Below are 15,963 nucleotides of genomic sequence, written 5' to 3' on the forward strand. Positions count from 1 at the left end.
TGTCACGCTTTGAGCGACGCCAAGTTGTAAGCCAAAAGCGTGCCAAAACTCTTTCAGCGCATTGAAAATATTGAAAAGATTGCGTTTTTCTTGATTTCTCGAGGATAAAACCGGAGCAAAAGCCGCGAAATGCCTACTTTTGTCAGTGACATCTGCCGCTGTGTCACCCTTTTTCTGCCCACCACGCCGAGAAAGAAGACTCGCCCGCGCAGAGCCAACCCCATGAGGGTGTGTTCAAGAAGTTTCTTTTGAACTCCCCTTCTTCCGGAATTGTTTGACCCCTTAGTAATATGAAAATAATAAGTTGCGTCAGATTTGAATGACATTTTCGAGGTCAGATTTTCACCCGAAGAAGGAGCATAGCCGTAGTTATGTGACTGATGAGGGAGGAAATATGGACCGAAAAGATTTACAAAGATGATGCAGGTTATTTTTTGAGGATTACTTAAAAACCATCGCACCATGAAAAAAGAAGAACTCATGCGCCGTGCCATTGCCCTCGCCGTCGAGAACGTTCGTCAAGGCGGAGGTCCTTTCGGCGCTGTCATCGCCCGCAACGGCGAAATCATCGCAGAGGGTGTGAATCGAGTCACTGCCCACAACGACCCGACAGCCCACGCAGAGGTGCAGGCAATCCGGGCTGCCTGCGAAAAACTTTCAACCTTTGACCTCTCCGACTGCGAAATCTATGCGTCCTGTGAGCCCTGCCCGATGTGTCTCGGTGCCATCTACTGGGCGCGACTGCATCATCTCTTCTTTGCCGCCACCCAGCATGACGCGGCGGAGGCAAACTTTGATGACGCTTTCATCTATCGCGAGATAGCCCTCCCCCACTCGTTCCGACACTTACCCACAGAACACATGACCACGGCGGAGGCAGGAGAACCCTTCCGACTTTGGAACGCAAAAACAGACAAGGTGGCTTATTGACCACCTTTTTTCATACCTGTAATTCCCGCAAGGTGCAGAGCCGCGGAAGGAGCGACTCGTGACGATTTTTGAACATGCAAAGCAACAATATTTTGCTTTCTTGGGGAACATAGGTATTTTTGTCGCTCAATAGCATGATTTATTCACCAAACGGGGCGATTTCGCCGCCAACTCTTCACTCTTTCCCATGTCAGACATACAGCTTCCCAACGACTACGCCGAATCACGCACGCTGCTCTATTGGGCTTTGACTGCCAACTATCTCACCTCCGACAAAATTGAAAAAATCGCATCGTTGTTCAACAAGCGAAAAGTAAAAATTAAGCAATATCTTGAGTCGTGGATGCAGCAAGGACTCATTGGTCACCTTGACAAGGAGGATTTTCGGAATACTACTTACTATTATATTCAGCCTGCTGTTTGGTTGAAGTTGATTGAGGAACTGAATTCGTCAGAACTGAACACCCGCATCAACAAACTTAGAACTTCTTTTCCGTCTCGGAGTGAGGTTCCCGATGACATGATTGACTTCACGCGTGCCGTGGTTCGCTTCAAAGAAGGAAAAAGCTTTGTCGCCTGCCTAGAAGATTTGGATTTTCTATGGTATGTCTTTTTAGATGATGAAGCTCCTTTTCCGGTAATGGTGCTTACACACATCATGCCGGATGAAAAATGGCATAAATTTATTGAAGGGCTCAGCATAGACCTATTTGAGTGGTTGACAAGTGAGTATTTTAGGAAACTACAGTATGACATTTGTACAGAAGAGGAAATCAACGCTTTGAAAAAGTTGATACTCAATCGTCCCGAACTTGATGAAAAAGACAAATACACTCTCAACAACTATATTTTGCTTCAGGAGTTTCTTTTGCGCCGGGGTTGCCTTCAGGAACTCATGGAGAATGAATCGGTTGACAAATCCTTCCTCTCTTTGCTCTCCAACATTGCTTTGGTGAAGCTGGGACAATATGATGAAGCAGTCAAGAAATTCAGGCGATACTTACGGGCGGAAGATGAAAATTACTTCGAGACCTCAATCTTTAATTTCTATTATGGTGTGGCTCTTCTCTATGCCACGCCAAGCGTGTCAAAGCCCTCCTTTAAGATGATTCACGAACTCATTCAATATGAGAATTTGCAACAGGGGGCTTTGGCCATTCTTGCTGAAATTGCGCAAAGCGGTGTCACACACATGAAGTCAAAGGAAATTTCCTTGCCGAAAGAATCTGACCTGGAGGCTGCTTTCATCATCCTTGTTGCCAAGCACTTCGGGCTCATGATTCCCGCCGGAGCAGACAGAATCCTTCAAAGAATACAATCGGAGGGAATCAAACTCCTTCAGTTGGAGTACCTTCATGATGAACCCTCTCTGGGTGGAGAGACTGTGTCGCAAGAGTGTGACATGAAACCCTCTTTGCACCCCTACGTGGTGAAGCCGGCATGGGAGGAGACGCTGGACGCTCTGCTCATCATGAGCAATCCCGCAAGGTCTTCCAAGACAGCCGAGAAGAAAACTTCAAGCAAACGAATCGTCTATGCGGTGGACACGAACAACTGGAACGTAGAAGTCAAAATGCAGAGCAGTCGCGACGGAGTGAAATGGACCGCCGGGCGTGTCGTTTCGCTGGAGCGCTTTGCAAAAGGACAAGCGGAAGGCATGCAAGCCATTGACTATGCCGTGAGCAAGCACGTGACATACCACAAGTCATACGGTTGGTATGGTAAAGACTACTACTCTCTCTGCGGAGAAAAGGCGATTGCAGCTTTAGTGGGGAATCCGTTGGTTTTTGATGTGAACACCGGACAGCCTTTGGAGGTGGAAAAGGGGAACATTCAACTCTCCGTGGCAGAAAAGAGAAAAAACTTCGAGATTCAAATCAATTTCGATGAGAGCCAGTTGAAGGACGGACTAGTGGTGGAGCGCGTCAATGCACAGAAAATCCGAGTCATCCAAGTGACTGAAATGCAGCGTACCATTCTTCATGGACTGACCAAATCCCTTCTTCCTCTTGAAGCAAAGCCCAAACTGACGAACTTGTTGGAGAATCTGAGCCAAAACGTGACCGTCATGAGCGGTTTGCTGCAAAACAGTCAGACATCCGAGAAGTGTCGCGCACATTCCGAAATCATTTTGCAGATGCAGCCCGTGGAGGAAGAGATTCGCTGCGTGCTGTTCACCAGACCGTTTGGCAAGGTGCCTCCTCTGTGCAAACCCGGCAAGGGAATGGAGGTCATCACCACCAACGTGGACGGAAAGAGCCTTCAAACCACTCGAAACCTGAAGCGAGAGAAAGAGAATCTGGAGGCTGTGATGGAAGTGATGCAGGACTATGAACTTCTCACCACCCAATCCCACGAATGGCTGTTCTCCGCCGCCGAATGTCTGGACTTGTTGGAGCGGCTGTTGCCTCTCTCCAAGCAGTGCATGGTGGAATGGCCGGAGGGCGAGCGTTTCAAGGTGAAACGTCAGGCGCTTGTCCCCTCCTCCTTCCATCTCTCGGTTGGCTCACTCGCGGGCTGGTTTGAGTTGAACGGGGAAGTGGAAATCAGTCCCACGCTGAAACTCAAGATGTCAGACCTGCTCGACCGCTTGCAGGGGGCAAAGGGAGAGTTCATTCAAGTTTGTGGAAAAGAATATGTTCGCCTCACCTCTGAACTACGCTCCTACCTTGAGAACCTCTCTCGCCTCACCACACGAAAACGAAAAAAGGTGCAGCTCTCCGGTTTCCACGCTCCCATGATTGACGCGCTTGCCGGACAGGGTATGCAAATAGATGCCGACAGCGGCTACTGGAACCTCATGAAACGAATCCGCTCAGCAGAAGAAGCGGAAATCAAGATTCCCAAAACCATTCAGGCGGACCTGAGACCCTATCAGAAGGAGGGCTATCGCTGGATGTCACGTCTGGCACTTTGGGGAGCGGGCGCGCTCTTGGCAGATGACATGGGACTGGGCAAAACCGTGCAAAGCATCACGCTTCTTCTGAGTCGTGCCTCCGAGGGGGCTCAGCTGGTGATTGTGCCCACCTCTCTGGTGCTCAACTGGAGGGACGAACTGACCCGTTTTGCTCCCTCGTTGAACGTGAAGTGGTTGGGACAGCAAGGTGCTGACCGCAAGGAAATGGTGGAAAATGCTAAAGCCTTTGACATCCTCATCATCACCTACGGACTTCTCATCACAGAAGAGAAACTCCTTCAATCCAAAGAATGGACCACCATCATCATGGACGAAGCGCACACCATCAAGAACCGTGAAACCAAAATGTCAAAAGTGGCGATGCAGTTGCAAGCCAACTTCCGCCTGCTCCTGACCGGCACGCCCCTGCAAAACCACATCAGCGAAATGTGGAACCTCATGCAGTTCGCCAACCCCAATTTGCTGGGGTCCTTCAATGAGTTCAATGAACGATTCATCCTCCCCATTGAGCGTGACCACGACAAACAACGGCAGCAACAACTGCGCCGCATCATTTCTCCCTTCATTCTGCGTCGCACCAAGTCTGACGTGCTCAGCGAACTGCCTCAGAAAACAGAGATTCTGCGAAAAGTGAACCTCAGTCCCGAGGAGTGGGCTTTCTATGACAACATACGCGAAAAAGCACTTGCCGCTTTGGAAGTGAACGAAAGCACTGCGATTCAGACCTTGGCTGAAATCACGCGTTTACGACAAGCTGCCTGCAACGCACGACTGATAAACCCCAAAGTGAAGATTCCCTCCTCCAAAATGGAATCCTTCCTGCAACTCGCTGAAGAGCTCGGGGAAAGCAACCACCGCGCCTTGGTCTTCAGCCAGTTCACCTCCCACCTGGCACTCGTACGCCAAGAACTTGATGCACGGGGCATTGAATATCTCTATCTGGACGGAGCCACCCCCGCCAAGGAGCGCGCCCGGCTGGTGGAGGAGTTTCAGCATGGCGACATGCCGCTCTTCCTCATCAGCCTCAAAGCCGGCGGCTTGGGATTGAACCTCACGGCTGCTGACTATGTCATCCACCTTGACCCGTGGTGGAACCCCGCCATTGAGAACCAAGCGACAGACCGCACCTACCGCATTGGACAACAGCGTCCCGTCACTGTCTATCGTCTCATCTCTTCCCACACCATCGAAGAGAAGATTCTCTCCCTGCACACCACGAAAAAGAACCTCGCCGATGCCCTCCTCGAAGGTGCTGACGTCAGCGCAGCCATGTCCAAAGAGGAGATGCTCGCTCTGTTGCGTGAGGCTGACTTTTGAGGGGAAGCCCCCCCTCCTCGTTTTGGGGATTATATAACGCGGGGCTGAAAACCTGGAAGGCGTGGTAAAAATTCGGGATGCCTTGCGCTGAGACGGACTGAAAGCCCGCTAACTGCGGCTTTGAATGAAAAACAAATGTGGAATTTCCACCGAAGGAACACAGGAGCGTTCCGGTGGAAATTCCACATTTTTGTTTTGCCCGGACTGTTCAACGAGTCTCAGAGACTCATTCACGCACAAGAATCTCCAAGCCTTGACGGCGGAGTTCAGCAACGGCTGTGCGGATGGCGGGACGATGCTCCGGAGCGATGCCCAACTTGTTGAGGTCAAGCACGGGGAGTGCGTCGGACTCGCGAAGGTCTTCCTGCGAAACAGAACGGAGAATCATGCCGACGCAGGAGGTGTTGTTCGTGATGGGGTCGATGAGAATGAACGCGCCGGTGGGTTTGTCGTCTTTATAGGCATCAAAGAAGACTTCCTTGGCGGTGAGCAGCGTGGCGCAAGCAATCTCGTTGAGTTCAAGATGGTCTGTGGCAGTGCGCTCCAGCGTGTTCACGTTAATCTTATAATCAAAATGGTCAATCTTGCAGCGCGTGAGGTTGGTCGTGTGCTTGAGATAGAAGGACTTCTTGACGTCCATTGGTTCTTCGTCCATCCAAACGAGCATGGCTTCGAAGGAGCGACCCACCTCGGGAAGGTTGTCGGGGTGTACAATCATTTCCCCACGGCTGATGTCTATCTCGTCCTCCAACTGTAGCGTCACGCTCTGAGGAGGGAAGGCATAGTCCAAGTCGCCATCATAGGTGACAATGCGTTTCACCCGGCTTTCCTTGCCGGAAGGAAGGGCGAGCACGCGGTCTCCCTTGCGAACGATACCGGAAGCCACCTTGCCGCTGAAGCCGCGGAAGTCAAGGTCGGGGCGCAGCACATACTGCACGGGAAAACGGAAGTCCTTCAGGTTGTGGTCGTTGCCAATCTCCACTGTTTCCAAATATTCCAAGAGAGACGGACCTTCATACCACGGAGTTCGCTCGCTGCGACTGACGACGTTGTCGCCTTCAAGCGCGGAGAGGGGGATGCACCTCACGTCGGGGATATCAAAAGGCTCAATGAAGGTGGTGAAGTCCTTGACGATGCGGTTGAAAACGTCCTGACTGTAGTCTTCAAGGTCCATTTTGTTCACGGCAAGCACGATGTGGCGAATGCCGAGGAGGGAGCAGAGATAGGTGTGGCGCTTGGTCTGAGTGATGACGCCGGTGCGTGCATCCACGAGGATGATGGCGAGGTTGGCGGTGGAGCCGCCGGTAATCATGTTTCGCGTGTACTGCTCGTGTCCCGGTGTGTCGGCGATGATGAACTTGCGTTTGTTGGTGGAGAAGTAGCGATAGGCAACGTCAATGGTGATGCCCTGTTCGCGCTCCGCCTTCAGTCCGTCGCAGAGGAGGGCATAGTCAATCTTTCCTGCACCGGCATTTCCGACGCGGCGGGAATCACGCTCGAGGGCAGAAAGTTGGTCTTCATAGAGTTTTTTGGAGTCGAAAAGGAGACGACCGATGAGGGTTGATTTACCGTCATCGACGGAGCCGGCGGTGAGCAGGCGCAAGAGATCCTTGCGCTCGTCCTGGTCCAGATATTCTTCAATGGACATGCGCCGTCCTTCAACGACAACTTCTTCGTTCTGTGCGTTGTTTTGAGGTTGGTTCATTCTTCTATACCGATAGGGTGTGTTCTATAAATTACGAAATAAGGAGTGTTCAAAAGAAAGTGATTGCGTTTTCAACTTGATTTTAGAACACCCCTATATATAATAAGGAGTAGTTATCATGAGGGCATCACGTTGGTCTTGCCGGACACGTAGGTCCAGGTTCCGTCAATGGAGATGCCTTTTGCTTTGGCGCCGGTGACGGTCATGTTGATGTCGCCGCCGTCGAAGGTGAGGTCACGTTTGCCTTTGATGCCTCGGCATTTGGATTCGAGGATGGGGTCGCCGGGCATGTAGGTCGTTCCGCTGACAGTCATCTTGATGCTGGTTGCGTTGCCGGAGGACTGGTTGATGAACATGTCCCACGCGGCACTGATGCCCTTGGCACCGTTGCCGGAAACCGTGGCGATGATGGTGCCGCCGGTGACGTAGAACGTGCTGTCGTTCTTGATGCCTTTGGTGTCGTCGGCAGCCACGTCAAGGTTGAAGGTACCGCCGGAGATTCTGACAAAGCCGTTGTCCACGTCCGTCAAGTCCTTGGTTTTCTCCACATCGATACAGTCGCCCTTAGCGCCGGAGAGGTTGAACGTGCCGCCGCGCGCATCAAGATATTGACCGATGTGCATGGCATCGCTCTCGGCGTGAGTCACGTTGAACGTTCCGAATCCGGCAGAGAATTGAGCATATTCGTCAGAAGCAAAGGCGTGTTTTGTGTTACCGACAAGGTTCAGCACACCGGCTCCGGAGAACTCGGCGTGACCGTTGACGAAGAAGCAGGCTTTCTGTACGCCGCCGGCAGCGTCCGCCAGAGTGGAGGTGGTGCCTTCGGGCAGGACGATTTTGATGCGTTTTCCGTTCTCGATGCTGATGGCGGATTGTGTCGTGTTGGCGAGTTGCAGGTTGTCAAGGATGACGGTGGCTTTATATTCTCCGTCCATGCCAAAGAAGCCGTTGTCGCTCGCTCCGTGGAGACGATAGGTCACCTCTGAAGCAAGCGTCGGGTCTTGGAGGACACTGACTGTGGCGTCCGTCACGGTGACTGCAAGCAAAGGAGCGACATCACCAGCCACGGTGATGCTCGCCTTGGCGCCTTCGTATGCCACATCCACCAAGCCGGGCGTATAGACCGTTGTCTTGTCCACGACAATGCTGTCGATGTCTGCCACGTGGAACGTGTTGCCCATGACCGTGAGAGCGGTGGCGTCAGCAGAGGGAACAATGTCGCCGGCGGTGGCTGCGGGGATGAGCGTGCAGACCGGTCCGCAGTGAACTCTCATGGTCTGCGCTGCGCTGCTGAGGGCGATGCCGAAAAGGAAAAGGAAAGAGTATAGTTTTTTCATTGTGCTGTCACTTTGAAGGTTTGACCATTGACTTTCACGAGATAGATGCCGGGAGTGAAGGTGGCATCCGGAGAGAGAGAACGACCATCGGCGGAATAGACTTGAACGGCTGCACCGGACTTCACGGAGAGTCTGCCGTTGCGAATGGCGGGAGCGATGCTGCCCTTGGTGAATACATTGGAGATGGCGGTTGAGGTCGTGGCAAAGAACATCTTGCTGACATCGCCGAGTGGGAAGGAAGCCGTTTGGACGCCGTTGTCAAACTTCATCACGCCGTTGTCGAAAGTGATTTTCAATTTGTCGGAGGAGAAACTGGTTTCTTCACCATTGGTCTGACGCAGCGTCAGATAGTCATAACTCTGCGCCGCGCAGGGAAGTGTGCTGAGCACAAAAAGGAGAGTAAGTAATTTTCTCATTGCGCAAGTATGGTTTTGATTTTGTGTAGGGGTGTTCTAAAAATTAGGTTGAGTTGATTTTTGATTTCTTAGAGATGAACTTTTGTCAGTTGAGGAAGTGGTGTCTCAGACAGTTCCTTACCGTCTCAGAACTTGAACTTATAGCCCAGCGAGATAGCGTGAAGGTCGCCCTCGTCATCGTCGTCCGCTCCGGTTTGGAAGACATAGCCCACCTCGAGGCGGTGCTTCTTGGTGATTTTCCATTCCGTGCCGACGCTCACGCGTTTTTTGTCGAGGCTAAAGCCTTCGCTGAGGTTGTTACTCAGTTCAAAGGAGGCGTAGGGAGTGAGCGGCGAGTGTTTGATGTTGTATTCGACCTGCAGTCTGGAGCGCAGGTAGTGTTTGTTCTTGGACTCTTTTTCTTTCACATCGGGTCCTTTGAGTTTGGAGAAGACACGTCCTTCCATGCAGTGTTTTTCGCCGGTCCAAGCGTCAATCATGTTGGCGGGAATTTCGTCACGATATTTGTCGCGGAGTGTGGTCGTGCTGCGATAGTGCGTGAACTGATAGCGTTCGCGCAGACTGAAGGTGAAGCGTCCGGCGGCGACTTTTCCCGTAAGGTCGAAGACGGCACGGTGTTTGTTGCGCCAGTAGCCGTGGTCCACGTTCAGTCCATTGGAGATGACGGTGGAGGGGTCATCCTCGTCGACTTCCCAATCCTCTTTCGTCTCTTGGAGATTACGCTGGTGGATAAAGTCATAGCCCACGCCGAGAGAAAGGAACTTGAAGGGTTTATAGGTCGCACCGAGGGAGAAGTCCCAGCGCTCCACGCTTCGCAGTTTGTCCTCGGCTCGGAAGTCAAGTCCGGCTTCCACGGAGAACTTTTTGGAGAAATCCTTCTGGGCGCCGAAAGACGTCCATAAACCGAAGTCATCGCCTGCCAGGGCGGTGAGAGGAGCGGCGGAGAGCAGTCCGAGACAGAGAAGTGATTTGCGAATGAAGGACATGGGCAGAGTCATGTGAAAATGAAAATTGTGTGTGGAACATTTGAGCCGCACCGCGGACGCTTTGAACCGCGGCTTCCTGCACCTTAGGGATTAGGAATCTTGAGCATGCGGTCGATGCTCTTGATGCGTTTGTCGGGGTCGTGATAAAAGACGCGGAGCATGGTCATATCGGTAAGAAAATCAACGGCGCCGACTTCGATGCGATTGATTTTGATGCCGAGACGTTTTTCGAGGTCTTCTTTCAGTTCGTCCATTCTGTCGGGACGGATGAGGTCGATGTTGTCATACTTCACCAACTTGCATCCCTCACTCTTGTTCGTGAGGAAGTTCTCGCAGAGCCAAACGCAGCCGATGAAGATGGCGTTGATGACGAGTTGGTCCACAAGCGTGAAGGAGTCGAAGCGACCATTGATGACAGAGAGGGCAACGAGGAAGAAGAGATAGGTCATCTCTCGGATGGGCACACTCTCTGTGCGATAGCGGATGATGCCGAAGATGGCGAAGAGTCCGAGGGCGGCGCCGATGCCCATGTCGCTCGAGCCTTGCAGCAGGAGGGAGATGAGCATGAAAATGCTGACGGAGAGAAGGATGAAGGTGAAATAGTAGTCTCTTCGGTGACCTTTGGGATAGTAGAAGAAGTGAACAATTATCCAAGTGACGAGGGAATTGACGGCGAGACTGACGATGAGGTTCACCATGGGCTCTGTCAGTTGTAAGTTATCGGCTGAGAAAATGTCTGAAAAGAGGGAAGTCATGAAAAAAAGAACTTTAAGAGAAGTGTTAAGGTTAGCATTGCGGACTCTTTTGAGCCACTTTGTTGATTTTGATGAGTCTCTTTTTGAAACGATTCACTTGTAGTGCGTCATTGGTGACGGTGGCACCGATGCAGTATTTGCTGAATCCGGAGGGTTTGATGCGGAGTTCTCGCAACAGCGGCAGGATGGGTGATGGAGCGCGTCCGTCTCTTTTGAGTTCAATGACGACGATGGGATTCATGTCCTTTTCCTTGCCCGTTTCGAGGTTGTGGAAGTGGATGTTGAAATCGATGGTGAGCCGTTCGGTCTTGTCGAAGTTGACGAGCGTGATGCGGTTGAAGCGATTCCCAACGGTGGGTTTGAGTTCGTCAAAGTGCCATCCGGTTCTTTGTTCGAGGAAATCCTCTCCAAAGTTCTCTTCCATGACGGCTTGAAGCGAGGGCACTTTCACGCGTTTCTTGTGGGTCTTCCCGTGGTTGTCTTTTTTCTTCACTTCGAGGAAGGATTCGTCAGAGGCGACGTAGGTTCTCACCCTGACTTTCGTGCGGGGGAGGTGTCCACACTGGTGTTGCTGATACATCGACTGCCCTTCCTTCTTGTCCCAGTAGGTGGTGGCGTAGGGGCTGATTCGATGTCCGTCAATTTCTTGTGAGAAATAGTTTCCACGAACCCTCTCAAGGAGTTTGACAAGCGTAGGGAAATTTGTGAGATATTTGCAGTCCGTCCTTTTCATCAGTCTGATGGCAGACATATCGTCCAACGTGATGGGCGGAAGTGCCTGGAGCAGTTGTTCAATTTGGGCGTCTTGGTCTTTCATAGCATCTTGTGTCTGTCCCAAATGAAGGAAAACAAAAAAGGATGAGGCACGGAACACTTTCCGTGGTTGTTCCTTCCCCATCCCTTCTGTCTCGTTAATCTATTAATTTGCGAGCAAAGGTAAAGATAACTATCAATTACGCAAAACTTCCCGTTACAAAATTGTGAAGGCTCGCTTCACGAGCCTAAAATTCATGCCGCTGCCTTCACCCGCGGCTCATTTCACCGGCTCCACGTGGGTATAGACGAACGTTTGCGCACCGAATCTTTTGCGGAGTTTCTCCTCAATGACGCGGGTGGTCTGATGGGCGTCGGCAATGGTGGTCTGTCCGTCCATTCGGAAGTGAACGTCGATGGCGCAGTAGTTTCCGATGCGGCGGGTACGGAGATTGTGTGGGTCGGACGTGCCGGGCTGTTCCAAGATGGTGTCACGGATGAAAGCCTCCTCTTCTTCGGGAAGAGACTTCTCCAGAAGTTCTTCAACGCTTGGCACGGTCAGTTCGCACGCCACCTTGACCACGAGGAAACTGACGACGATGGCTGCCAAGGGGTCGAGAATGCGCCATTGCTCTCCCAGGACAATCGCGCCGCCAATGCCGACTGCCGTGCCGATGCTGGAAAGGGCATCACTGCGGTGGTGCCAGGCGTTGGCGACAACGGTCTCAGAATGAAGGCGGCGCCCGCAGCGGAGCGTGTAGCGGAAGAGCACTTCCTTGGAGAAAATGGAGACGAGTGCGGCAATCAGTGCCACCCAGCCGGGACGACTGAGCGTGGCTCCGTTCATCCAGTCGTAGATTTGAACGGCGGCGCTCCAGAAGATACCGATGCCGACGGCAAAGAGCATGAGCCCGATGGTCGCCGTGGCAAGGGTCTCATATTTGCCATGCCCAAAATCGTGGTCGGCATCGCAGGGTTTCCCCGAGAGGCGGACAAAGGCAATGACAACGATGTCGGTCAAGAAATCGGAAAGTGAATGCACCGCATCGGCAACCATCGCCGAACTGCCACCGAGCCAACCGCAGAGAAACTTGAAGATGGGGAGCACGAAGTTCACAAGACTTCCCCAAAGCGTTACTTTGTAGATTTCCTTGCGGCGCTGTACCGCCTCACCGACCTGTGCTTCTGCCTGAGAAGTTGGATTTTGACGCTCTGGAGTTTTCATGACTCAATTCCCAAAAGATGGAGCAGTTGCCGAACACTTTCTTCAAGCGGCAGGGCTGCGGTGTCGAGACTGAGCGCAGGCTGCTCCGGGGCTTCAAAGGGAGCAGAGATGCCCGTGAAATTCTTGACTTCGCCGCGACGTGCTCTGGCATAGAGCCCCTTGACGTCTCTCGCTTCGCAAGCCTCAAGCGAGGTCGAAATGTAGATTTCTTTGAAATCGTCAGCACCGATGATGTCGCGAGCCATTTCTCTCAGCTCGCGCGTCGGCGAGATGAAGGAGGCGATGGTGATGATGCCCGTATCGACGAAGAGTTTACCGACCTCGGCAATGCGGCGGATGTTTTCCTTTCGGTCGTCTTCCGAGAAGCCGAGGTTGGCGTTGATGCCGGTTCTGATGTTGTCACCGTCAAGAATGCGGCAGAGGAGCCCGCGACGATGGAGTTCACGTTCCAAAGCGAGCGCCACGGTGGTTTTGCCGGAACCGCTGAGTCCGGTGAACCAAAGCATGACGCCCTTCTGTCCGAGCAAGGACTCTTTGTCCTCTCGGCTCAACATTCGGTCAAAGACCGGATAGATGTTTTCATTGGTTTTCATCATGGCTGCGAAGTTACGGCTTTTTCGGCAAACAAATTCATGAAGTTTCACTAACTTCGCCGCACATTTCCCTCTCGCCACCGCCGAAGCGTTCATGACGGCGCGGCGAACGCTCTCACTCACGCATATATTTATAAGGAGTGTTCTATAAGTTACAGAATAAGGAGCGTTCAAAAGAAAGTACTTACTCAACCTAATTTACGAACACCCCATAAAGGTAAAGTTCTCTCATAGATTTCAGTTCTCACATGGAATTCATCATCTCCTCTCCTTCCGAAATTCGTTCCACCGCCCGCCACTTCATCGAGTGGATGGGTGACCGCACCGTTTTTGCCTTCCACGGTTCAATGGGCGTGGGAAAGACGACCTTCATCAAGGCTCTTTGTGAAGAGTTGGGCGTGGAAGACACGGTCAACTCACCGACTTTCAGCCTCGTCAATGAATATCGCTCTGTCTCGGGCGAATTGATTTATCATTTTGACTTCTATCGCATGGAGAAGCCCGAAGAGGCAGTGGACCTGGGCTTTGAGGACTACTTCTTCTCCGGCGCACTCTGCTTCATTGAGTGGCCTGACCTCGTTGCGGATCTACTTCCCTCGGACGCAGTCTCCGTCCGCATGGAGGAACTGCCCTCCGGCGAACGAAGAATCGTTGCGGAGTGACGCCATGTCGATAGTCTCCCCTGCCCTCTCCGCTCAAAGTTCAAAGAGAAGACCGAAGGCGAGCGAGAGGGTCTGACTCCAGGGATACTCCTTGTTCGTCGCCTTCGACACGATGTAAAGGTCACAAGAACTAATCTCGTAGTAGGCAGAAATGGACTGGTGAATCAGTCTGTTTCTTTTGGGAATGTGATAGCAAAAGCGCTGCCCGAGGAAAATGTTTGTGCGCACCTTCGTGGAAAAACCGTAGTATTTCTTTGGATATTTTTCAGGCTGCGTCTTCCAAAAATCATCGCCGGAAATGGTGTTGAAGAAAATGCCCGTGGTCAGCGGCATGATGGTCCAGCGGCGACTGATGTGGCAATGCCAAGGAACATACCTCTCCTTGATGGTAAAGGTGGTATGGGCTTCGCCGCTGTGATAGCGCGGCAGGAAACCCACGAGCAGTTCCGTTTCCCAATTATCGTGACGACCATAGTGCCACCCGATGCCGACACTCATCAGTCCGATGCTACCGGCATACTGCAAAGTGAACTGCGTCGGGATGAGATTCGCCCAACCGCGGAGGGTGCGTTCGCGATGTCTTTCATAGAAGCTCTTCTTCTGCGCCGAGTCGCAACGGACGTTGCGCATCGTGTCCTTGAAAAGAAGCACTTCCGACGTATCGACCATTCCCAACTGCCGCGCCAAGGCTCTGATGCTGTCGGGTGGTAGAGAACTCACCGCAGGCGGTGTCACAGTGGAGTCGTTCTCGGTCATGAACGATTCCAATTCCGCGGCAAAGACAGACCACGGAAGGAGAAAAAGGAGGGACAAGGCGAGACAAACGCGCCGACACCCATAACGCTCAATATTCCACCACTTCATAACTGTAAGTTCCGTCCTCATTTAAGTCAAACACTAAGTATTCTCTCATTTTCGCCGCTCCGCATTCGTAGTAGAGGACGCCATCGCCGTAGAGGTCATTGACCTGGGTGTGATGTCCATGCCCGCAAACACAAAATTGCAGTCCTGGGAATTTTTTGATTTCTTCTTGGAACAAGTCGGACACGTTGTTGTTGAACTGCTCGGAAGTGGGTTGGGAATGCATGGCAGCAACCGTGCGTTTCACCTCGGGCGGCAAGGCGGTGCGGTCGTCACGAATGAAACGAAAATCGGGAATAGAGATGGAATAGTCATACTCGAACGCATTCGTGTTCAAACAGATGAAATGCGTGTCACCGGCATTGAACGAGAAATTCGGTTCACCAAAGACATAGCGAAAGACACTCTCACCCGAGCCGAGGCAGTCATGGTTACCAATCAGCACGACGAACGGCACGTTCAAGCGAAGCAGCAGGTCACGCTGCAGTTCAAACTCGTTGGTCATGCCGAAGTCGGTCATGTCACCCGTGTGGAGTACGAAGTCAATGTCTCCCCGGGCATTGATGTCGGCGAGAGCGATTTTCATCTCATCATACCAGCGCTGCGTGTCGGTGATGATAGCGAAACGAATGTGATTCTTTCCGCGGCAGCTTTCCTCAATGCGGGCAATGTTCCAGGCATTGAGCCCATGCGGTCCCTCGATGCGCCCATCGTAGGGATGATAATCTATCATGTCGCAAGAGGAAAGAAAAAGGAGTGCAGATAAGAAAACGAAGAGATTCTTTTTAGTTTTCATGTTGCAAAAGTATGAAGTTTTTCTTTCCCGCCACCCTTCGTTCCCTCATTTTTTCACACACAGGTTTTCACACGGACAGAAGCTGGGAACTAAGGGACAAAGAGACAAAGGGACAAAGAGACAAAAAGACAAAGGGACAAAGAGACTAAGAGACTAAGAGTCAAAGAGACTAAGAGACTAAGAGACTAAGAGAGGAAGAGACAAAGGGACAAAAAGAAAAAGGGTTAAAGACAAATTACTATGTTTGCAACGAGAAACCGCTCACTATGGCTAAATCAGACGCAAGTGAATGTCTCAACGGGGGCTGTCTGCCCCCTTGGCGACGCCTTCCCCCGAGTGTTTTTCATAGAATTAGGCTGCCGCTTTATATAAAGAGTCGTTCAAGAAGGAATTGTCAAAAAAAGTGGTGTAAATGAAATGGTATTATTATTTTTGGATGATCAAATATAAAAATCAATAAACCAAATCAAATTACACCTATGCAAAAGTACAAAGTCTCTTTCAAAGGACAAAACATTTTCGTCGGCATTGACGTACACTTGAAGACCTGGCACGTTGTTTCCATCACAGAAAGTGGCTATAAGTTTTCATTCAGCCAGCGTTCGGATGCGAAAGTGCTCTTTGATACACTGAACAGAAAATTTCCAGATGCACACTTCAAAAGTGCATACGAGGCGGGGTTTTGTGGATTCTCAGTCCACTACAAACTT

The 15,963-nt window shown here is 51.6% G+C and carries 14 protein-coding genes and 1 pseudogene; 4 read left to right on the forward strand and 11 right to left on the reverse strand.

Annotated features, from left to right (window positions below; all coding sequences use genetic code 11):
* Nucleotides 1-53 precede the first annotated feature (53 nt).
* Nucleotides 54-482, reverse strand: a complete 429-nt coding sequence (locus I6E40_RS03230) for a hypothetical protein (RefSeq protein WP_235385472.1) — start codon at nucleotides 480-482, stop codon at nucleotides 54-56.
* On the opposite strand from I6E40_RS03230, the gene I6E40_RS03235 reads away from it, so the two are divergent.
* Nucleotides 463-930, forward strand: a complete 468-nt coding sequence (locus I6E40_RS03235; protein WP_235385473.1) for a nucleoside deaminase — start codon at nucleotides 463-465, stop codon at nucleotides 928-930. The two genes, I6E40_RS03230 and I6E40_RS03235, sit on opposite strands and share 20 nt — an antisense overlap.
* Before the next feature lie 187 nt (nucleotides 931-1,117).
* Nucleotides 1,118-5,164 (forward strand): DEAD/DEAH box helicase, encoded by a 4,047-nt coding sequence (locus tag I6E40_RS03240; protein WP_235385474.1) that lies wholly within the window; start codon nucleotides 1,118-1,120, stop codon nucleotides 5,162-5,164.
* Nucleotides 5,165-5,390: 226 nt separating this feature from the next.
* On the opposite strand, the gene cysN is transcribed toward I6E40_RS03240, so the two are convergent.
* From cysN to cysC, 8 genes are all read right to left on the reverse strand, one after another.
* Nucleotides 5,391-6,812 carry a sulfate adenylyltransferase subunit CysN gene (gene cysN, locus I6E40_RS03245; RefSeq protein ID WP_235385485.1) on the reverse strand — a complete coding sequence of 474 codons (1,422 nt, stop codon included), beginning with the start codon at nucleotides 6,810-6,812 and terminating at the stop codon, nucleotides 5,391-5,393.
* Nucleotides 6,813-6,985: 173 nt separating this feature from the next.
* The gene (locus I6E40_RS03250; protein ID WP_235385475.1) at nucleotides 6,986-8,206 is read right to left on the reverse strand and encodes a carbohydrate-binding domain-containing protein; all 1,221 of its coding nucleotides are present in this window, start codon (nucleotides 8,204-8,206) and stop codon (nucleotides 6,986-6,988) included.
* Nucleotides 8,203-8,622 (reverse strand): hypothetical protein, encoded by a 420-nt coding sequence (locus tag I6E40_RS03255; RefSeq protein WP_235385476.1) that lies wholly within the window; start codon nucleotides 8,620-8,622, stop codon nucleotides 8,203-8,205. The genes I6E40_RS03250 and I6E40_RS03255 overlap by 4 nt, the downstream gene beginning before the upstream one ends.
* A gap of 125 nt (nucleotides 8,623-8,747) precedes the next feature.
* Entirely contained in the window at nucleotides 8,748-9,620 is an 873-nt protein-coding gene (locus I6E40_RS03260; RefSeq protein WP_235385477.1) for a DUF2490 domain-containing protein, read from the reverse strand.
* 71 nt (nucleotides 9,621-9,691) lie between these two features.
* The gene (locus I6E40_RS03265; protein ID WP_235385478.1) at nucleotides 9,692-10,363 is read right to left on the reverse strand and encodes a DUF4956 domain-containing protein; all 672 of its coding nucleotides are present in this window, start codon (nucleotides 10,361-10,363) and stop codon (nucleotides 9,692-9,694) included.
* Nucleotides 10,364-10,394: 31 nt separating this feature from the next.
* A complete protein-coding gene (locus tag I6E40_RS03270) occupies nucleotides 10,395-11,180 on the reverse strand; it encodes a polyphosphate polymerase domain-containing protein (protein WP_235385479.1) in 786 nt (261 codons plus the stop codon).
* A gap of 216 nt (nucleotides 11,181-11,396) precedes the next feature.
* Nucleotides 11,397-12,341: a cation diffusion facilitator family transporter gene (locus tag I6E40_RS03275; RefSeq protein WP_235385480.1), complete on the reverse strand. Its 945-nt coding sequence runs from the start codon at nucleotides 12,339-12,341 to the stop codon at nucleotides 11,397-11,399.
* Complete coding sequence (gene cysC, locus I6E40_RS03280; RefSeq protein ID WP_235385486.1) at nucleotides 12,338-12,934, reverse strand: adenylyl-sulfate kinase; 597 nt, start codon at nucleotides 12,932-12,934, stop codon at nucleotides 12,338-12,340. Before cysC ends, I6E40_RS03275 begins: the two co-directional genes overlap by 4 nt.
* Nucleotides 12,935-13,182: 248 nt before the next feature.
* On the opposite strand from cysC, the gene tsaE reads away from it, so the two are divergent.
* A complete protein-coding gene (tsaE, locus tag I6E40_RS03285) occupies nucleotides 13,183-13,596 on the forward strand; it encodes a tRNA (adenosine(37)-N6)-threonylcarbamoyltransferase complex ATPase subunit type 1 TsaE (protein ID WP_235385481.1) in 414 nt (137 codons plus the stop codon).
* Between the two features lie 33 nt (nucleotides 13,597-13,629).
* Here tsaE and I6E40_RS03290 read toward each other — a convergent pair whose 3' ends face one another.
* Nucleotides 13,630-14,460, reverse strand: a complete 831-nt coding sequence (locus I6E40_RS03290) for a hypothetical protein (RefSeq protein ID WP_235385482.1) — start codon at nucleotides 14,458-14,460, stop codon at nucleotides 13,630-13,632.
* Nucleotides 14,441-15,253 (reverse strand): metallophosphoesterase family protein, encoded by an 813-nt coding sequence (locus I6E40_RS03295; RefSeq protein WP_235385483.1) that lies wholly within the window; start codon nucleotides 15,251-15,253, stop codon nucleotides 14,441-14,443. Before I6E40_RS03295 ends, I6E40_RS03290 begins: the two co-directional genes overlap by 20 nt.
* Before the next feature lie 479 nt (nucleotides 15,254-15,732).
* Here I6E40_RS03295 and I6E40_RS03300 point away from each other — a divergent pair.
* A pseudogene (locus I6E40_RS03300) lies at nucleotides 15,733-15,963 on the forward strand (IS110 family transposase); the annotation flags it as partial.

This window comes from Prevotellamassilia timonensis (assembly GCF_021531665.1).
Lineage (GTDB): Bacteria > Bacteroidota > Bacteroidia > Bacteroidales > Bacteroidaceae > Alloprevotella.